Here is a 17,131-nt window from a genome sequence, read left to right as displayed (position 1 = left end):
CCAACAACTGGGCGAGACTATGATCGAAGTCAAAAAAGGCCTGGATCTCCCCATCACGGGAGCGCCCGAGCAGCGTATTGAAGATGCGCGGTCTGTGCGCCATGTGGCAATCCTGGGTACCGACTACGTTGGCATGAAGCCAACCATGGAAGTTCAGGAAGGGGATAAGGTCAAACTAGGCCAATTGCTCTTCACCGATAAGAAAATTGATGGTGTGCGCTATACAGCGCCTGCTGCCGGTGAAGTGCTTGCAATTAACCGTGGCGAAAAGCGTCGATTATTATCTGTCGTAATCAAAGTAGACGAAACTGAGGAAGCGGTTGAATTCGCTGCTCATGATCGTAGTGCTATTGCACAGCTTGAGCGTCAGGTCGTTGTCGACCAACTGGTAGAATCGGGACTTTGGACGGCATTACGTACCCGTCCTTTCTCGCGTACTCCGGCTATTGATAGCACCCCGGTCGATATTTTTGTCACCGCCGTGGATACTCACCCGCTTAGTCCTGATCCTGCACTGATCATCAATGAGCAGTCTCAGGCATTTGAAGATGGCCTCAAGGTGTTAGCGCGCCTGACCGAGGGCAACGTCTTCCTGTGTAAGGGTGAAAACGCCTCAATTCCAGGTGGTGATGTAGAGGGTGTTAAAACCGAAAGCTTTGCTGGGCCACATCCGGCTGGTCTAGTCGGTACTCATATCCATTATCTCTCTCCGGTCGCACTGCATAAAAAAGTGTGGCACATCGGTTATCAGGACGTGATCGCGTTCGGAAAGCTGTTTGTGGAAGGTAAGCTGGATATGAGCCGAGTGGTCGCCATTGGTGGGCCGCGTGCTGAAAATCCTCGCCTGATACGTACGCGTGTCGGCGCTAGTACCGATGAACTCCTGTCCGGTGAAGTCATCAAACCCGATGACACCCGCGTTATCTCTGGTTCGGTATTCTCTGGTTTTGCCGCTGAAGGTAAGTTGACCTACCTTGGCCGCTTCAGCAATCAAGTGAGTTTGCTGGAAGAAGGCAATAAGCGTACGTTTATGGGTTGGCTCTCTCCCGGTGCTAATCGCCACTCTGTCTTGGGTATTTATATTTCCAAGATCAAGGGCCTGCATAACTATGCGCCGACTACCTCCACCAATGGCTCCGAGCGGGCGATGGTGCCGGTAGGTGTCTATGAGACTGTGATGCCGTTGGATATCATGCCAACTCAGCTACTGCGTTCGCTGATCGTGGGCGACATTGAGGTTGCTATGCAGCTTGGGTGTTTGGAGCTGGACGAAGAGGATCTGGCGCTGTGCACGTATGTTTGCCCTGGCAAATACGAATATGGCCCCATCCTGCGTGACAATCTCTCCATGATCGAGAAAGAGGCCTGATGATGGGTATTCAACAAACACTCCAAAATATCGAGCCGCATTTCCACAAAGGCGGAAAGTACGAAAAGTTCTATCCGTTATTTGAAGCGGTAGATACCATTTTTTACTCACCGCCGAGCGTGGCTAAAACCACTGCCCACGTGCGTGACGGTATCGATCTTAAACGCATCATGATTACCGTATGGCTGTGTACCTTCCCGGCAATGTTATTCGGCATGTGGAATGCCGGCTGGCAGGCCAATACGGCGATTGATGCAGGCTACGCTTCAATGGGTGGCTGGCGTGAAGCGATTCTAATGACCTTGGCGTCTGGGCACGATGCCAGCAGCCTGTGGGCCAACTTAGTTCTTGGTGCTACTTACTTCTTGCCTATCTACCTGGTCACCTTTGTGGTCGGTGGTTTCTGGGAAGTACTGTTTGCTATCAAGCGCGGTCATGAAGTCAATGAAGGTTTCTTTGTGACTTCCGTATTGTTTGCCCTGATACTGCCTGCAACGATTCCGCTTTGGCAGGTGGCTCTGGGTATCACCTTTGGTGTGGTGATCGGTAAAGAGATTTTTGGTGGTACAGGAAAGAACTTCCTGAACCCTGCGCTTACCGGTCGTGCATTTCTTTACTTTGCTTATCCGGCACAGATCTCCGGCGATTCTGTATGGGTAGCTGCTGACGGCTATACCGGTGCGACGGCGCTTTCGCTGGCCTTCCAGGACGGTATGTCTGCGCTGACGGACACTTTTAGCTGGTGGGATGCCTTTATAGGCTTTATCCCCGGTTCAGTGGGCGAGGTTTCAACACTGGCGATCTTTGTCGGCGCAGCCGTGCTGCTATGGACCCGGATTGCCTCGTGGCGAATCATGTTGGGGGTTTTCCTCGGTATGGTGGCTACCAGCACGCTGTTCAATCTGATCGGTTCTGATACCAATGCGATGTTCGCCATGCCGTGGTACTGGCATTTGGTGATCGGTGGTTTTGCGTTTGGTATGGTGTTCATGGCAACTGATCCAGTGTCAGCGTCTATGACCAACCAAGGCCGTCTGATATTTGGGGCGCTGATTGGTGTAATGACTGTCTTGATTCGCGTTGTGAACCCGGCTTTCCCGGAAGGCATCATGTTGGCGATTCTGTTTGCTAACCTGTTTGCACCGCTGATTGACCATTTCTTCGTCCAGGCCAACATCAAGCGCCGCGTCAAGCGTACCGGCGTTCCGGCCGAGGAGACTGCCTAATGGCACAAGGTAATAACTCCATCAAGAAAGTCCTGATTGTGGCGTTTGCACTGTGCATCGTGTGCTCCGTCATCGTCTCGACGGCGGCGGTCGCCTTGCGACCCATGCAGCAGCTTAACCAGGAACTCGACCGTAAAACCAATATCTTGAACGTCGCCAAGCTTTACGAGCCGGGCATGGACGTTGAAGAGGTGTTTGGCGAGCAAATCACTGCGCGAGTCGTAGACCTCGATACCGGTGAGTACTCCGATGAGTTTGATCCCGAGACCTACGACAGTTTTGAAGCTGCCCGTGACCCTGCTTCAGGTCGCACGCTTTCCGGTGATCAGGATATCGCAGGTCTATCACGGGTCGAAAACTACGCCACGGTTTACCTGATTGGCGGGGAAGAGGACCCGGAACAGATCGTGCTACCTATTCGTGGTCAAGGTCTTTGGGGCCTGATGCGTGGCTTCCTGGCAGTAGAGGGTGACGGCAATACCATTGTCAGTATCACTTACTACGAGCACAGCGAAACGCCGGGTCTTGGCGCTGAAGTCAACAATCCGCGCTGGCAAGCACAGTGGGAAGGTAAGAAAATTTACGATGAAGAGGGCGATCTCTCACCGGAAATTCACCTGACCAAAGGCGGTGCTAGCAGCGAATACGAAGTGGATGCGCTATCTGGTGCTACGCTTACCAGTAATGGCGTGACTAACATGCTGCAATTCTGGTTAAGCGAAGAGGCTTTCGGTCCCTATTTGGCTAAATTCCGCAGTGGCACTGAGCCGGAAGACGCCGAAGAGACTGATACCAACTTCGAAGACGTTGAGGGGGCCTGATCATGGCGGACGTAAATGCAAAAGGCGTTTTAACCGCGCCGATTTTCCAGAACAACCCCATTGCGCTGCAAATTCTGGGGATCTGTTCGGCACTTGCGGTAACCACCAGCATGAGCGTATCGCTCGTTATGGCGCTGGCGGTTATTTTCGTAACGGCATTTTCTAATCTATTCGTATCGCTGATCAGGAACCACATTCCTTCCTCGATCCGTATCATCGTGCAGATGACCATTATTGCCTCTCTGGTAATCGTGGTAGATCAGATTTTGAAAGCCTATGCCTATGAAATGTCTAAACAGCTGTCGGTGTTTGTTGGTCTGATCATTACTAACTGTATCGTCATGGGACGTGCAGAGGGTTTTGCGATGTCAAACACGCCTGGCATGTCTTTTTTAGACGGTATCGGCAACGGCCTTGGTTATGGCTTTGTCCTCATGGTGGTAGGTTTCTTCCGTGAGCTGCTAGGTGCAGGTAGCGTATTCGGTATCACTATCCTCCAGACCGTTCAAAATGGTGGCTGGTACGTTCCGAATGGCTTGCTGTTATTGCCTCCTTCAGCGTTCTTCATTATCGGCCTGCTGATCTGGGTGATGCGCTCCGTCAACCCAGAGCAAGTAGAAGATAATGAGTTCAAAATGAAGGAAAACACCAAACCCAAGGAGGCCGTGTAACATGGAACATTATCTGAGTCTTTTTGTTGCCTCGGTGTTTGTTGAAAACATGGCACTGGCTTTCTTTTTGGGGATGTGTACTTTTTTGGCAGTATCCAAAAAAGTCTCCTCAGCGATTGGTCTGGGTATTGCCGTAATCGTTGTATTAACCGTTACGGTGCCGGTGAACAACCTAGTATTCACCTACTTGCTACAAGAAGGTGCGCTGACATGGACCGGTATCAGTGGTGCTGAAAACATTGACCTATCGTTCCTGGGTCTACTCTCCTACATCGGTGTTATTGCTGCACTCGTTCAGATCATGGAGATGTTCCTTGATAAGTACGTGCCGTCGCTCTACAACGCGCTGGGTGTATTCCTGCCGCTGATTACTGTTAACTGCGCCATTCTTGGTGGCGTACTGTTCATGGTAGAGCGTAGCTATAACTTTGGTGAAGCCGTGGTATATGGCTTCGGCGCGGGCACCGGTTGGGCACTGGCTATTGCCGCCCTGGCGGGTATTCGTGAAAAACTGAAGTACAGCGATGTGCCGGGTGGCCTCCAAGGGCTGGGCATTACTTTCATCACCGTGGGGCTAATGTCGTTGGGCTTTATGTCCTTCTCAGGCATTCAGCTTTAATCGGAGCCGGTTTTTCCCAGCGGTGTTCAACACCGCTGGGTAATAGAAAACCTCCAGCAATAGGAAACCGACATGGTTGATACAACAGTCATCTTGCTCGGTGTTGTCATGTTCACGGTCATCGTTATTAGCTTAACGGCGATCATTCTGGCAGCGCGCAGCAAGCTAGTGAGTAGCGGGGACGTGACCATTGAGGTCAACGGCGATCCCGAGCACACTTTGAAAACCCAGGCTGGTGGCAAGCTGCTAAATACGCTTGCTGCTAACGGTATTTTTCTCTCTTCCGCCTGTGGTGGCGGTGGTTCTTGTGCTCAGTGTAAGTGCCGTGTGGAAGAGGGCGGTGGCTCTATTCTGCCGACTGAAGAGTCGCACTTCACCATGCGTGAGAAGAAAGAGGGCTGGCGCCTCTCTTGTCAGGTACCTGTCAAACAGGACATGAAAGTCGAAGTGCCTGAAGAAGTGTTTGGTGTTAAAAAGTGGGAATGCGAGGTTGTTGCCAACCCCAACGTTGCCACCTTTATCAAAGAGCTGAACCTGAAGCTGCCTGAGGGTGAAGAAGTTGCCTTCCGTGCAGGTGGTTATGTACAGCTCGTTGCACCGCCCTACGATATCAAGTTCGCTGATTTTGATATTGAGGAAGACTATCGTGGTGATTGGGAAAAATTTGATATGTTCAAAATTTCCCATAAGAACAACGAGGAAGTGATTCGCGCTTACTCGATGGCGAACTATCCGGATGAGAAGGGTATCCTCAAGTTCAACATTCGTATCGCGACACCGCCTCCTGGTACTAATCATCCGCCTGGCCTGATGTCTACCTTCGTCTTCAACCTTAAAGAGGGCGACAAGGTTACCGTTATGGGGCCGTTCGGTGAGTTCTTTGCTCGTGACACTGAAGCCGAAATGATCTTTATCGGTGGTGGTGCGGGTATGGCGCCTATGCGTAGTCATATCTTTGATCAGTTGAAGCGCTTGAAGTCTGATCGCAAGATTAGCTTCTGGTACGGTGCACGCTCCTGGCGTGAGACCTTCTATAATGAAGAGTATGATCAGTTAGCCGAAGAGTTCCCGAACTTCGAGTGGCACTTAGCACTTTCTGATCCACAGCCGGAAGATAACTGGGAAGGGCCGACAGGCTTTATCCATAACGTGCTGTACGAAAACTATCTTAAGGACCATCCGGCACCTGAAGATTGCGAGTACTACATGTGTGGTCCGCCGATGATGAACGCCTCAGTCATTAAGCTGCTGCTTGATATGGGCGTTGAACCAGAAAATATCCTACTGGATGATTTCGGTGGTTAAACAGTCGACGTAGTGTCGATAGTCGCTGTAAGCGGGGCTGGCCTTTTGGCTGGCCCCGTTTGTTTATAAGCACGTGTGAAGTGAAATGACGCATTACCGCGCTGATAAGAGAGGCTTGGCTCAGGTATAATCACTGTATTGATGAATAAACGTGAGGCACTTATCGCTACGGCTGTGGTCGGCAGGTAAGGCCAATAATTTAAAGCAAGACAATCTAATGCTGGGAGGTTGATATGACGATTTGGCTACTGGTATTCGGTTTCATGGCACTGATTATGGGTGCGATGGCCGTTGGCGTCATTATGGGCCGCAAACCAATTGCCGGTTCTTGCGGCGGCTTGAACCAAATAGGCATGAAGGACGGCTGCGATATCTGCGGCGGCAAAGATGAGGTTTGTGAAGAAGAGAACCGCAAGCGTGGTGGTGTGCGCCGCCGGAGCGACGAAAGCCGTGGTGCCGATTTGGGGTATGACGCGACACGTCGCTAACAAGGCTGCAGTGTATGCAATGGCACGATGATTGATCAAATATAGCAAGGGGACGCAGTTAAGCATGGCGGTTCACAATTACGATGTCGTGGTGATCGGTACGGGGCCTGCAGGCGAAAGCGCTGCAATCAATGCGGCAAAGCATGGAAAGCGGGTAGCGATCATTGAGAAGCAGGCTCAGGTAGGCGGTAACTGTACTCATTGGGGCACTATTCCTTCCAAAGCGTTGCGCCATCAGGTCAAACAGATCATGGCGTTCAACACGAACCGCATGTTTCGCGATATTGGTGAACCACGTTGGTTTTCTTTTCCCAAGGTGATGGAACGTTCAAGAGGCACCATCGACAAGCAGGTCGAAATGCGCACCACGTTTTATGCGCGTAATCGTATCGACCTGTTCCATGGTCTCGCCCGTTTTAAAGATGAGCACACTCTGGTCGTACGTGACCGTCAGGAAGGCATGGAAGAGCTTGTGGCCAAGAAAATTGTCATTGCCACCGGCTCGCGTCCCTATCGCCCGGCGAATATTAACTTCCGCCATCCGCGTATTTACTGTTCCGATACCATCTTGAGCCTTTCGCACACGCCGCGCACCCTGGTAATTTTTGGGGCAGGGGTCATTGGCTGTGAATACGCGTCGATATTTTCGGGATTAGGCGTCAAGGTTGATCTCATCAATAACCGAGGCAGCCTACTGTCATTCTTGGACGATGAGATCAGCGATGCGCTCTCCTACCATTTGCGGAAGCACGGCGTGTTGGTCCGCCATAATGAAGAGTATGAGAGTGTTGAAGGCGATGAATCAGGCGTCATCGTGCGACTCAAGTCGGGGAAGAAAATTCGCGCTGATGCCTTTTTGTGGGCCAACGGGCGTACGGGTAATACCGATAGCCTAGGCCTTGAAAATATTGGTTTAAAGGCCAACGGGCGAGGCCAGTTAAGCGTTGATGAGCACTACCGTACCGAAGTATCCCATGTTTATGCAGCGGGCGACGTTATTGGATGGCCAAGTTTAGCGAGCGCTGCCTACGATCAAGGCCTTAATTCATGCAACGAGCTGCTGGATAAGGAGTATCGCTTTGTCAGTGATGTGCCCACCGGTATTTATACCATCCCTGAGATTAGCTCGTTTGGACCAAATGAACGTGAGTTAACCGAAGCAAAAGTGCCTTACGAAGTAGGTAAAGCCTTCTTCAAAGACACCGCGCGCGCGCAAATTACCGGCGATACCGTGGGTATGCTTAAAATATTGTTCCATCAAGACACCTTGGAGATACTCGGGATACACTGTTTTGGTGACCAGGCGTCTGAAATTCTGCATATCGGGCAAGCGATTATGCAGCAGAAGGGTGAAGCTAATACGCTTAAGTATTTTGTTAATACGACGTTTAACTACCCAACAATGGCAGAAGCCTACCGTGTGGCCGCACAGAATGGCTTAAATCGGGTCTTTTAGAGGTTTTGAAAGTCGGCAGGGTTTAGCTGATAACCGATTGGGCATAAGCCTCTTCTGCATTATCTGATGTTGGAGAGGCGGGTGGCAACACGCTTTCAACGCGATTGCGACCCAGCGATTTAGCTTGGTAGAGCGCTTTATCAGCAAAAGAGTAAAGTTGCTCAAATGTCAGCGAACCGCCATCGCCTGTTGTTACGCCAATGCTAATGGTTGGGTTGGCGTGAAAGGCGAGTCCTACCAGCTTGGTTCCTTCAATCTCTAGGCGCAGCCTATCTGCCGCTTGCAGCGCATCGTGAGTGCTAGTGTTGGGCATTAATAAACAAAACTCCTCACCCCCTATTCGCGCTAATGTATCCGATGGTCGGCTGAGCTGACGCAGCTTTTTACTGATTTGTCGCAGTACCTCATCCCCAGTAGGGTGCCCATAGGTATCATTGATTTGTTTAAAATAATCTAAATCCAACAGCAGCAGACTGAGAGGCGTATTATCGCGCTGCGATTGGGTGAGTGCTGCGAACGCTGCCTTCACTAAATGGCGGCGATTATAAAGCCCGGTTAATTCATCGGTTAGTATCAGTTGATGCATCAAGTTACGCTGGCGATGTAAATGGACAAACGCCATGCAAAGCGTGATAGCGGCACTGACGACTAATACCAGCAGCACGCTAACGGCAAGTGATAGCCGCTGCATGGCATTGCGTTGTTGTATGGAAATCGTGTGAACCTTATCCAGTAACTGGTTATACAGCTCCGCCTGGGAGCTGCCCACCTCCATCGCAACACGCTGCAATTGGTCGAGAAGCTCAGGGCGTTGCTGAGCTTCTCGAGCCTGCTGAGTTAAGAGTGAAAGACGGTTATCAAGCTCAATGAAATCACGCTCGAGGTGTTTAACATCGGTAGTGAGATAGCGATGGCTCTCAATATTGTTTCGGATGTTACTAAGATGCTGTTTAGACAGAGCAATAAAATAATCAATGTACTCTATATGCTCGCTGCTGGGTTTGCGGCGGCCTTCTTCAAGTGCCGCCCGTAGCTTGGGAGTGGCTTGCTGAGCCAGCACAATATCACTTACCAGCGAGGTGTAATCGGCACTGGCTTTTTGACATGCACTATATACATAGCTGCTCATTACAACCGACATTGCACAGAGAATGACGGTGAAAAAAGCGGCTAGGCGTCTGCATGGCCGATGCAGGAGGCGGTAAATCATCACGAGGTAATCAACGAGCGGAGTGTGATGACGTCCCTCTGTGATGAGCTACGAATAAGAGACAGCATGTTGCTAAAGTAAGTGATTTCATAACAGTGCTTCCGTTGTAAAGGGCAGTTCTGCATGGCACCTCTCCTGTTTATGGTTAGGTAGTCCAATGAACAGCGTTGAAGATATCCTTTTGTAACTTAAGCACTTGCTTACAGCGTCTGCCATCCCACAACTTTACTAATCGCGGAATCATACTTTTACTTGTTATTATTGTTAGTTAATTTAAATCATTGATATTTATTGATATTTTTTATCATCTAAAGCTAAGCGCGCTTTTTCTTGCCAACTGCCTTCTAGTGATGCGGCTTGCATTAACGCCTTTCTTGCAGCCTCCGGTTCATCAAGCTGTAGCTGTAAAAGGCCCAGGTTTAGCCAAGCGGCGCCCATGCTGTTGTCCAGTTCGGTAGCTTGTTTAAACGCATCGCGTGCCTGCTCGGGCTGCTGATCAGCGTACAGCGCGTTGCCTAGCGCAAATTGCCCAATAGCATTGGTAGGGTGGTGCTCGCTAAATGTTTGCCAGCTTGATAATGCCGCATTAGGGCCGTTCGTTTCTTCGTAGGCACTGATGGCTTCAAGGGCATTTCGGGTGGTTATACCCGCAGGTAGTGTGCCGGGTTCGGCAACGACAAATCCCCAGCGTTCAGTGCGCGCCCAGGTGGCATCGAAACGGCTAAACGACATCGTATGGCGTTCAATCTCGCCGCTGCGCAGAATAAGCGTCTCACTGGGAAGATCATAGCCAATGGCCACCGCGTAATGCCACATCGGGTAAATGGGAAGCGATAAATTCTGCATCACCACCACCGGATCGCCTGCTGCCAAATGACCTAACAGAGCATCCATGGTGCCTCGAATGGGATAAGCGAGTTGATCATAGCGTCGCACGGTCGCTAGCATTTCTGGCTGTACGCTGCCATCCCGCTCAGGTAAGAACACTTGTGGAATCAATTGCTCAACATCTGTATCGACGCCTTGATGGTTAAGAACCATCGCCAGCGTGGCAGGGCCGCACTGAAACTCCGTTTGGGCGTAAAATGGGACGCTTGTGATTTCGGCGTGGGGCGGAAGCGCTTGATAGGTACTTTGTAGCAGTACCGGATTTCGTGCGCAGCCACTCAGCACTAGCAGCATAATAAAAACGCCCGCGAAGCGGGCGTTAGAAAGCATGTTATTCAAAAACGTATTATTCCAAAAATGAGTGGTCATCAGCTGGGTATCAGCGCGTAAACGGATAAACGTCGGTCAGGCCGAGAATATCGGTAATCAGCAGAATAATGAAGACGGCAAAGAGTGCACCGATTACGCCACCACCGGCACCGGCAGGCATCATCTCGAGCTGGTCAGCCATTTGCTTTGCTTCAGTATCGCTTAAGGCAGCAACGCGGGCATCGACTTCGTCCAGATCAACACCCTGTTTTAGCAGTTGATCCTGCACGTCGGCGCGGGCCAGGATCTCGTTAATGCGCTCACGGTCAGCGCCAGCACGATCAGCTGACAAAACAGATTGGGTAGAGACTAAATCAATGGATTGAGGCGCAGCGGGAGCCGCTGCAACGGGCAGGCTGGTAATAACAAGTGCCGCAATCAGCAGGGTGGAGAGGTATGCACGCAATGTTTTCATCGTCTTCTTCCTTATAGACTGGTCTGAGAGGGACAAGCATTTGTGTAGCTTGAACTATTTGGTCACGAATCAAGAGTATAGAAACAAATGGTCCAATTTTTAAGTCTAATGTGCAAAGTACTAATTATTTGCACTAATGCGATAGGTCCAGGCAGTTTCAGAAAGTAACCCCCGGCCTCCAGCCATGGTCATGGCGAGGTCATGTAAGCCAGGCCAAAGAGGCACCGTTGCGGCCCCTTTAACGGCTAAATCGAGTCTTTGTGCCATTAACAGCAATTTATGCAGACGCTTCATTGGCAGACGCCCAATCGCTTTTTGGTAGGCTGGGCGTCGTTTATCAAAAATCATTGGCTTTTGGCTTTTGCAGGCATGCTCAAAGCTTTGCCCTTGATCCAGATGTTGATGCAGCGAGAGCAGGGTGCGCAGCTCCCGGGTAAGTGCCCAAAGTACGATGGGCGCCTCGACCCCTTCACTACGCAAGCCAGTGACGATACGCGATGCGCGGCTAGGTTCTCCTTTTAGGCAGGCATCGGCCAAATTAAAAACATCGAAACGTGTGCTGTCTTCAACGCCTTGTGCAATGCTCTCGACGTTCAAGCGCGTGCCCTGAGGGTGAATCAACGCAAGTTTCTGCAGTTCCTGGTCGGCGGCCAGCAGGTTGCCCTCGGTTCGCTCACCCAACAGGCGAGCTGCATCAAGATCAATTTGTAAGCCGTGGAGTGACGCGCGATCTCGCAGCCAGTAACCTAACCGTGAAACATCGACGGGCCAGACTGGTACGAATAACCCTTGCTTATCCAGCGTTTTGAACCAGGCACTTTTCTGCTGCTTGGCATCTAATTTGCCCATGCTGATAAGCAAGATGTCATCACTGTTATCCAGAGTTTCAGCATACTGCGCTAGCGCTTTGCTGCCTTCTTGCCCTAGCTTTTGATTCCCCAAACGCAGTTCCATTAGCTTACTGGTCGCAAACAACGAGAGGTTGCTGGACATTTCCATCAACCGGCCCCAAGCAAAGTTGGGCTCTACATCGAGTACTTCACGCTCTTCAACGCCTGCTTGGCGAGCTGCTCTCCTTACAGCATCGCAGGCGTCGCGATGCTGTAAGGGCTCATCCCCCGCCACGATGACCACGCGGGGAAGCTTTTTTGCCAACGCAGCGGGTAGCTGATCAGCAAATACCTTCACTGCATGCCCTCAAGGTAAGCAAGCCGTTCGATGATTCGCTGCGATAGCTGACGTGAAAGCGTTTGCTTGGCCTCCGTCATCAGCGTTTCACGGTTGAGTAGGTCGTCATCGCTAACGCGAATACGCGTGCTCGTCGATACGGTCGCGTGATTGATGTGATAGGCATTGGAGGCCCGCTCTTGAACCGAAAGCGTCGTGCTTAGCGTTAGCTCGTGTTCGCGACTTCCACGGCCATCGCCTCCCAATCGCCGCTCAATTAACGCGGGCGTACCCAGAGTGACCCGCCATGGGGCATCTGTCGTTACCTGAGTACCCAGCTGTTGAAGGCGCAAAGCGACCTGTTGAGCCACGGCACTGTTAGTGTCGCCCTCTAGGGAAAGCGTGGGCAGCGTCGGCAGTGAATCAGTGCCACGTAGCTGAAAACCGCAGGCGCTGAGTAGCACCGCCGCTGAGGCGGCGATGCTGGCGGTTAAAAATGTGCGTCGGTTCATCCGCTCACCACGATGTTGACCAATTTGCCGGGCACCACGATCACTTTACGCACGGTGTTACCTTCAAGATAGCGCTGAACGTTTTCGTGCTCCATGGCGAGTTTTTCGATAGATACCTTATCAGCGCTTGCGGGCACTTCAAGGCGCGCGCGCAGTTTACCGTTGACTTGCACCACCAGCTCGATGCTATCGCGGGTAAGCGCTGTTTCATCCAAGGTAGGCCAAGTCGCTTCAATAGCCGGGCCTGTATGGCCGAATGCTTCCCACAAGCTATGGCACATATGCGGTGTAATCGGCGAGAGCAGCAATACGCCGGCTTCCAACGCTTCACGGCTAACGGCTAAGCCCAGTTCTGAAGTGTCCTCGAACTTACCGATTGCATTGGAAAGTTCCATCACTGCTGCGATTGCGGTATTGAAGGTAGTGCGGCGGCCAATGTCGTCACTGGCTTTTTTGATGGTCTCGTGGGTTTTACGCCGAAGAGCCTTTTGGTCATCGTTGAGCGCGTCAATGTCTAGCGTTCCTGGCGTGCCAGCTGCCAAGTGCTCATTCACCTGGCGCCATAGACGCTTCAGGAAGCGGTGGGCACCCTCAACGCCGGAATCCGACCACTCCAACGACTGCTCGGGCGGTGCGGCAAACATCATAAACAGGCGCACGGTGTCGGCACCGAACTTGTCGATCATCGACTGCGGGTCAACGCCGTTGTTTTTCGATTTGGACATCTTCTCGATGCCGCCCATCTCGACCGGATCGCCATCGCTCATCAAAATAGCGCTAAGCGGCCGGCCCTTTTCGTCGCGTTTCACTTCCACATCGGCCGGGTTAAACCACTGCTTGCCGCCGTTATCGGCAGGGCGGTAGAAGGTTTCGGCGATGACCATGCCTTGGGTCAGCAGCTGCTGGAACGGCTCATCGGAATCAACCAAGCCGAAGTCACGCATCAGTTTGTGGAAGAAACGGGCATACAGGAGGTGGAGAATGGCGTGCTCGATACCACCAATATAGAGATCGACTGGCAGCCAATAGTTGGCGCGCTCATCAAGCATGGCTTCAGTGTTATCGGCACAGCAGAAGCGCGCGTAATACCAAGACGACTCCATAAAGGTGTCGAAGGTGTCGGTTTCGCGCGTCCAACCATCGCCCAGGTCAGAGAACGCCGGCATCTTCTTCAACGGCGAGCCAGAGGCGTCGACGGTGACTTCCATCGGCAGCGAGACCGGCAGTTCGTCATCGGTGAGCGGAACAGTTTGGCCTTCCGGGCCATATTTGACCGGAATCGGCGCGCCCCAATAGCGCTGGCGGGCAACGCCCCAGTCGCGCAGGCGGTAGTTGGTTTTCACCTCACCACGGCCAAGCTCGGCCAATTTGGCAGCGATGGCATCAAAGGCCTGTTCAAAGCCCAGTCCATCGAATTCACCGGAGTTGACCACCGTGCCGTATTCAGCGTAAGCCGCTTCAGAAACGTCGGCGGGTTGGCCGCTTTCATCGGCAATGACCGGTTTGATCGCAATGCCGTACTTGGTGGCAAACTCCCAGTCACGTTGGTCATGGCCGGGAACTGCCATCACCGCGCCAGTACCAAACTCCATCAGCACGAAATTAGCCACGTAAACCGGCACTTCATCGCCCGTCAGCGGATGAACCGCCTTATGGCCAGTGAGCATGCCTTTTTTCTCTTTGGTGGCCATTTCCGCTTCTGAGGTGCCGCCTTTGGCGCACTCATCGCAGAAGGCTGCCAGCTCACTGTTCTGCTCAGCCGCCTGCTTGGCTAGCGGGTGGCCAGCGGCAACCGCGACATAGGTCACGCCTAGCAGCGTATCCGGGCGCGTTGTGTACACTGCCAGCGGGTCGCAGGTGTTGCCGTCTTTTGCCTTGATATCAAAAGTGAGCTCAACGCCGCGGGATTTGCCAATCCAGTTGCGCTGCATGGTTTTGACCTGCTCTGGCCACTCAACCTTATCCAGGTCAGCCAGCAGTTCATCGGCGTAGTCGGTAATTTTCAAGAACCACAGTGGGATCTCTTTGCGTTCAACCAGCGCACCTGAGCGCCAGCCGCGGCCGTCGATAACCTGCTCATTGGCGAGAACGGTTTGATCCACCGGGTCCCAGTTGACCGTCGACATCTTCTTATACACCAGGCCTTTTTCGACTAGCTTGGTGAAGAACCACTGCTCCCAGCGGTAGTAGCTGGTGTCACAGGTGGCGAACTCACGGCTCCAGTCGTAGGCAAAACCAAGCGCCTTCAACTGATTGCGCATGTAGTCGATGTTTTGATAGGTCCACTTGGCGGGCGGTACCTGGTTCTGAATGGCGGCGTTTTCCGCGGGCATACCGAAGGCATCCCATCCCATGGGCTGCATGACATTTTTGCCCTGCATACGCTGGTAACGCGACACCACGTCGCCGATAGTATAATTACGCACATGGCCCATATGCAGCTTACCGCTGGGGTAGGGGAACATGGAGAGGCAGTAGTACTTCTCGCGGTTCGCGTCCTCTACGGCTTTGAAGCACTGATGTTTGTCCCAATACTGTTGGGCGTCGCGTTCGATATCACGAGGGCTGTAGTGTGCGTCCATCGGTTTATTAATGCCTTGGCGTATTCGCCCAAAAGGGGCGCAAAGTGAATGTGAGATGAGATCTGTCAGATAAGTAAGGTCGATTGTATCCTATGCAGGTGTATCCTTGAACGGTAAGCCGATGATAGGAAACCGCATGCGTCGACAAAAGGAGAGGCACCATGAGTGAACAACAGAATGACAACCGCTTACGCGAAGGTTACGAACGATTGTTGGAGCGGATGCAGGGGGGTGCAAATGAGCTCACCTGGGAGAATTTGCAGAAGGATCTGGACGAAGCGGTCGAGTTTGAATCGGAGCTGGAAGAGTACACCAAAGACGAGCTAGCGTTGCTGCGCGCCTGGGTAGAGCGCGACCTTAAAGATATGCGCTACTTCATGGCGGATACTGGTAAACAGGTTGCCAGTTGGCTAGGTATCGACATTGACGGGCTTTCCCGTCGCGTAGCGGAATCGCTGCTTTCGATTGCCGACCGTAGTGTGGTGGAGCGCGAACGCTTTGAGGAAGACCTGGAAGCCGCCCGCGCCGACTACTGCGAAGGCGAAATGGCCGCGCCCGGTTTAATGGCCTGCACCCATTGCGATGCACAGGTAATGCTACCCACCGTTGCACGCCTGGAACCTTGCCATCAGTGCGGCCATCGCTACTTCTACCGGTTCCCCAACAAGATTGTCGAGACCTGAGCTTAACCAGAGCACTGCCCAGGCGGTTTAACCTGCCAGATAACTGACGCCTGCGATCGCACCCAGCGAAAGCAGGCTCATTATCGCTGCATAGAGCAGATTGTTTTTCATCATCCGGTAACCGCTTACTCCATAACGCCCCTGCAATGAAAGGTTGATCCCCGAAAGTGGCCCCACGCTGGTGCCCACCGCCCACGACGTTAACGCCACAAACGCAAACACGGTCTGTTCGCCACCCTGCAAATTAAGGATCGACGCCAGCACCGACACGCCAATAATCGGGTGCAGGCCCGCCAGCGCACTCAACGTAATGGCCGCGAAGCTGATCATCGCCTGCGGGGTGCCAAAGCGAGTGAATAGTGTCCAGTCGCTGCCTGCGGCAGCCGTGACCAGCGTCGAAAGGCCAATCGTCAAAAGTCCTGCGGCTAAAAACAGTGAAATCTCCCCACGCATGGCGGGTAAGCGCGTCGTGGTGTGTTGACGGATTCGCCGTAGGGTAAAGCGGGGCCCATGGTGCAAGTTACTCAGCACGGCAACGCTAGGCAGTAGAAAAGTGATAATGCTGACAATGGTGAGGGTAGGGGTGAGCCAAAAGTGAAACAACATTACCAGCAAGGCCATACCCACCGGCATAAGTAGGCTGCGCGGGGCTAGTGAAAAGCCATCTACCTCGGAAAGATCAAACCGACGACGTAATTCCAGCGTGGTTAACAGCCCCGACAGCATCGCCATGGGAAAACCCACCACGGCGATTTGTGCATACTCAACCTCCGGCACCAGTGCGATCACCACACCCATGGAAGCAAAAAACGGTGACCACAGTGCCGCGCTGGAAAGCCCGCGGTTGAGCGCTAACAGTTGCGGCGTCGTCAGCGGCCCCCGCCGGGCCAGTTTATCACCCACCATAAACACGGTAGAGAGATTCAAAATCGTGCCCAGAAAGTGAACCCCCAGCCAGGTACTCATCACGCCGCTGGCGCCGGTAACCCGCTTACCCGACGCGCCCTTAGTGCCTTGCTTACCAATCAGCGAAATAAAGCTAACGCCCACCAGCATCGCCGCCACAAAAGCATTGCCCTGCAACATTGCGGGCCAATCTACCTCAGCCCCATACACAAACCGCGCCACCAGCAGCATGCCCGCACCCAGCGCAATCAATACGCCCGCCTGAATCCGCGAACGCTTGGGAATATCCCGCCACAGCAACACAACTGCCGCCCACAGCAAATAGCTCACCGCATGCGCAGTGCTCAACCAGCCGGTAAAACCAATAATTTGCGCGATCAAACCAAACAGAATCAGCACGCCCGCCAAGCGCTGCCGAGGAGTCGTCTCTTGCATGCCAAACCC

16 protein-coding genes are annotated in these 17,131 nt (G+C 52.6%); 9 read left to right on the top strand and 7 right to left on the bottom strand.

Annotation, left to right across the window (positions count from 1 at the left end; genetic code table 11):
- Positions 1-19 precede the first annotated feature (19 nt).
- From AC5TBW_RS10735 to sthA, 8 genes are all read left to right on the top strand, one after another.
- Positions 20-1,369, top strand: coding sequence for a Na(+)-translocating NADH-quinone reductase subunit A (locus AC5TBW_RS10735; RefSeq protein WP_495508567.1), 1,350 nt, complete (start codon positions 20-22; stop codon positions 1,367-1,369).
- Positions 1,369-2,595: an NADH:ubiquinone reductase (Na(+)-transporting) subunit B gene (locus AC5TBW_RS10730; protein WP_495508566.1), complete on the top strand. Its 1,227-nt coding sequence runs from the start codon at positions 1,369-1,371 to the stop codon at positions 2,593-2,595. The genes AC5TBW_RS10735 and AC5TBW_RS10730 overlap by 1 nt, the downstream gene beginning before the upstream one ends.
- A complete protein-coding gene (locus AC5TBW_RS10725; RefSeq protein ID WP_495508565.1) occupies positions 2,595-3,416 on the top strand; it encodes a Na(+)-translocating NADH-quinone reductase subunit C in 822 nt (273 codons plus the stop codon). The genes AC5TBW_RS10730 and AC5TBW_RS10725 overlap by 1 nt, the downstream gene beginning before the upstream one ends.
- Positions 3,417-3,418: 2 nt before the next feature.
- On the top strand, positions 3,419-4,087 hold the full coding sequence (locus AC5TBW_RS10720; RefSeq protein WP_133732372.1) for an NADH:ubiquinone reductase (Na(+)-transporting) subunit D: 669 nt from the start codon (positions 3,419-3,421) through the stop codon (positions 4,085-4,087).
- A 1-nt stretch (position 4,088) separates the two neighbouring features.
- Positions 4,089-4,706, top strand: a complete 618-nt coding sequence (nqrE, locus tag AC5TBW_RS10715) for an NADH:ubiquinone reductase (Na(+)-transporting) subunit E (RefSeq protein WP_240719763.1) — start codon at positions 4,089-4,091, stop codon at positions 4,704-4,706.
- 72 nt (positions 4,707-4,778) lie between these two features.
- Complete coding sequence (gene nqrF, locus AC5TBW_RS10710) at positions 4,779-6,011, top strand: NADH:ubiquinone reductase (Na(+)-transporting) subunit F (RefSeq protein WP_495508564.1); 1,233 nt, start codon at positions 4,779-4,781, stop codon at positions 6,009-6,011.
- Between the two features lie 233 nt (positions 6,012-6,244).
- Positions 6,245-6,499 carry a (Na+)-NQR maturation NqrM gene (gene nqrM, locus AC5TBW_RS10705; RefSeq protein WP_022523176.1) on the top strand — a complete coding sequence of 85 codons (255 nt, stop codon included), beginning with the start codon at positions 6,245-6,247 and terminating at the stop codon, positions 6,497-6,499.
- Between the two features lie 64 nt (positions 6,500-6,563).
- On the top strand, positions 6,564-7,955 hold the full coding sequence (sthA, locus tag AC5TBW_RS10700; RefSeq protein WP_495508563.1) for a Si-specific NAD(P)(+) transhydrogenase: 1,392 nt from the start codon (positions 6,564-6,566) through the stop codon (positions 7,953-7,955).
- Positions 7,956-7,977: 22 nt separating this feature from the next.
- Here the strand turns inward: sthA and AC5TBW_RS10695 are convergent, their stop codons facing one another.
- The 6 genes from AC5TBW_RS10695 to leuS all read right to left on the bottom strand — a co-directional run bounded on the left by AC5TBW_RS10695 (position 7,978) and on the right by leuS (position 15,098).
- A complete protein-coding gene (locus tag AC5TBW_RS10695; protein ID WP_495508562.1) occupies positions 7,978-9,084 on the bottom strand; it encodes a GGDEF domain-containing protein in 1,107 nt (368 codons plus the stop codon).
- Between the two features lie 369 nt (positions 9,085-9,453).
- Positions 9,454-10,383 (bottom strand): PA2778 family cysteine peptidase, encoded by a 930-nt coding sequence (locus tag AC5TBW_RS10690; RefSeq protein ID WP_495511951.1) that lies wholly within the window; start codon positions 10,381-10,383, stop codon positions 9,454-9,456.
- A 49-nt stretch (positions 10,384-10,432) separates the two neighbouring features.
- Entirely contained in the window at positions 10,433-10,837 is a 405-nt protein-coding gene (locus AC5TBW_RS10685; protein ID WP_495508561.1) for a PA2779 family protein, read from the bottom strand.
- Between the two features lie 120 nt (positions 10,838-10,957).
- Entirely contained in the window at positions 10,958-12,025 is a 1,068-nt protein-coding gene (gene holA / locus AC5TBW_RS10680) for a DNA polymerase III subunit delta (RefSeq protein WP_495508560.1), read from the bottom strand.
- On the bottom strand, positions 12,022-12,516 hold the full coding sequence (locus tag AC5TBW_RS10675; protein ID WP_495508559.1) for an LPS-assembly lipoprotein LptE: 495 nt from the start codon (positions 12,514-12,516) through the stop codon (positions 12,022-12,024). The genes holA and AC5TBW_RS10675 overlap by 4 nt, the downstream gene beginning before the upstream one ends.
- A complete protein-coding gene (gene leuS / locus AC5TBW_RS10670) occupies positions 12,513-15,098 on the bottom strand; it encodes a leucine--tRNA ligase (RefSeq protein WP_495508558.1) in 2,586 nt (861 codons plus the stop codon). Before leuS ends, AC5TBW_RS10675 begins: the two co-directional genes overlap by 4 nt.
- A gap of 161 nt (positions 15,099-15,259) precedes the next feature.
- Here leuS and AC5TBW_RS10665 point away from each other — a divergent pair, with 161 nt between their 5' ends.
- Positions 15,260-15,781, top strand: coding sequence for a zinc ribbon-containing protein (locus AC5TBW_RS10665; protein ID WP_495508557.1), 522 nt, complete (start codon positions 15,260-15,262; stop codon positions 15,779-15,781).
- A 27-nt stretch (positions 15,782-15,808) separates the two neighbouring features.
- Here the strand turns inward: AC5TBW_RS10665 and AC5TBW_RS10660 are convergent, their stop codons facing one another.
- Positions 15,809-17,122 carry a hypothetical protein gene (locus AC5TBW_RS10660; RefSeq protein ID WP_495508556.1) on the bottom strand — a complete coding sequence of 438 codons (1,314 nt, stop codon included), beginning with the start codon at positions 17,120-17,122 and terminating at the stop codon, positions 15,809-15,811.
- Positions 17,123-17,131 lie beyond the last annotated feature (9 nt).

The sequence above is a fragment of the Vreelandella sp. ssv genome (assembly GCF_059448525.1).
Note: the sequence above shows the minus strand (reverse complement) of the source record. Positions and strands in the feature narration are given on the sequence as shown.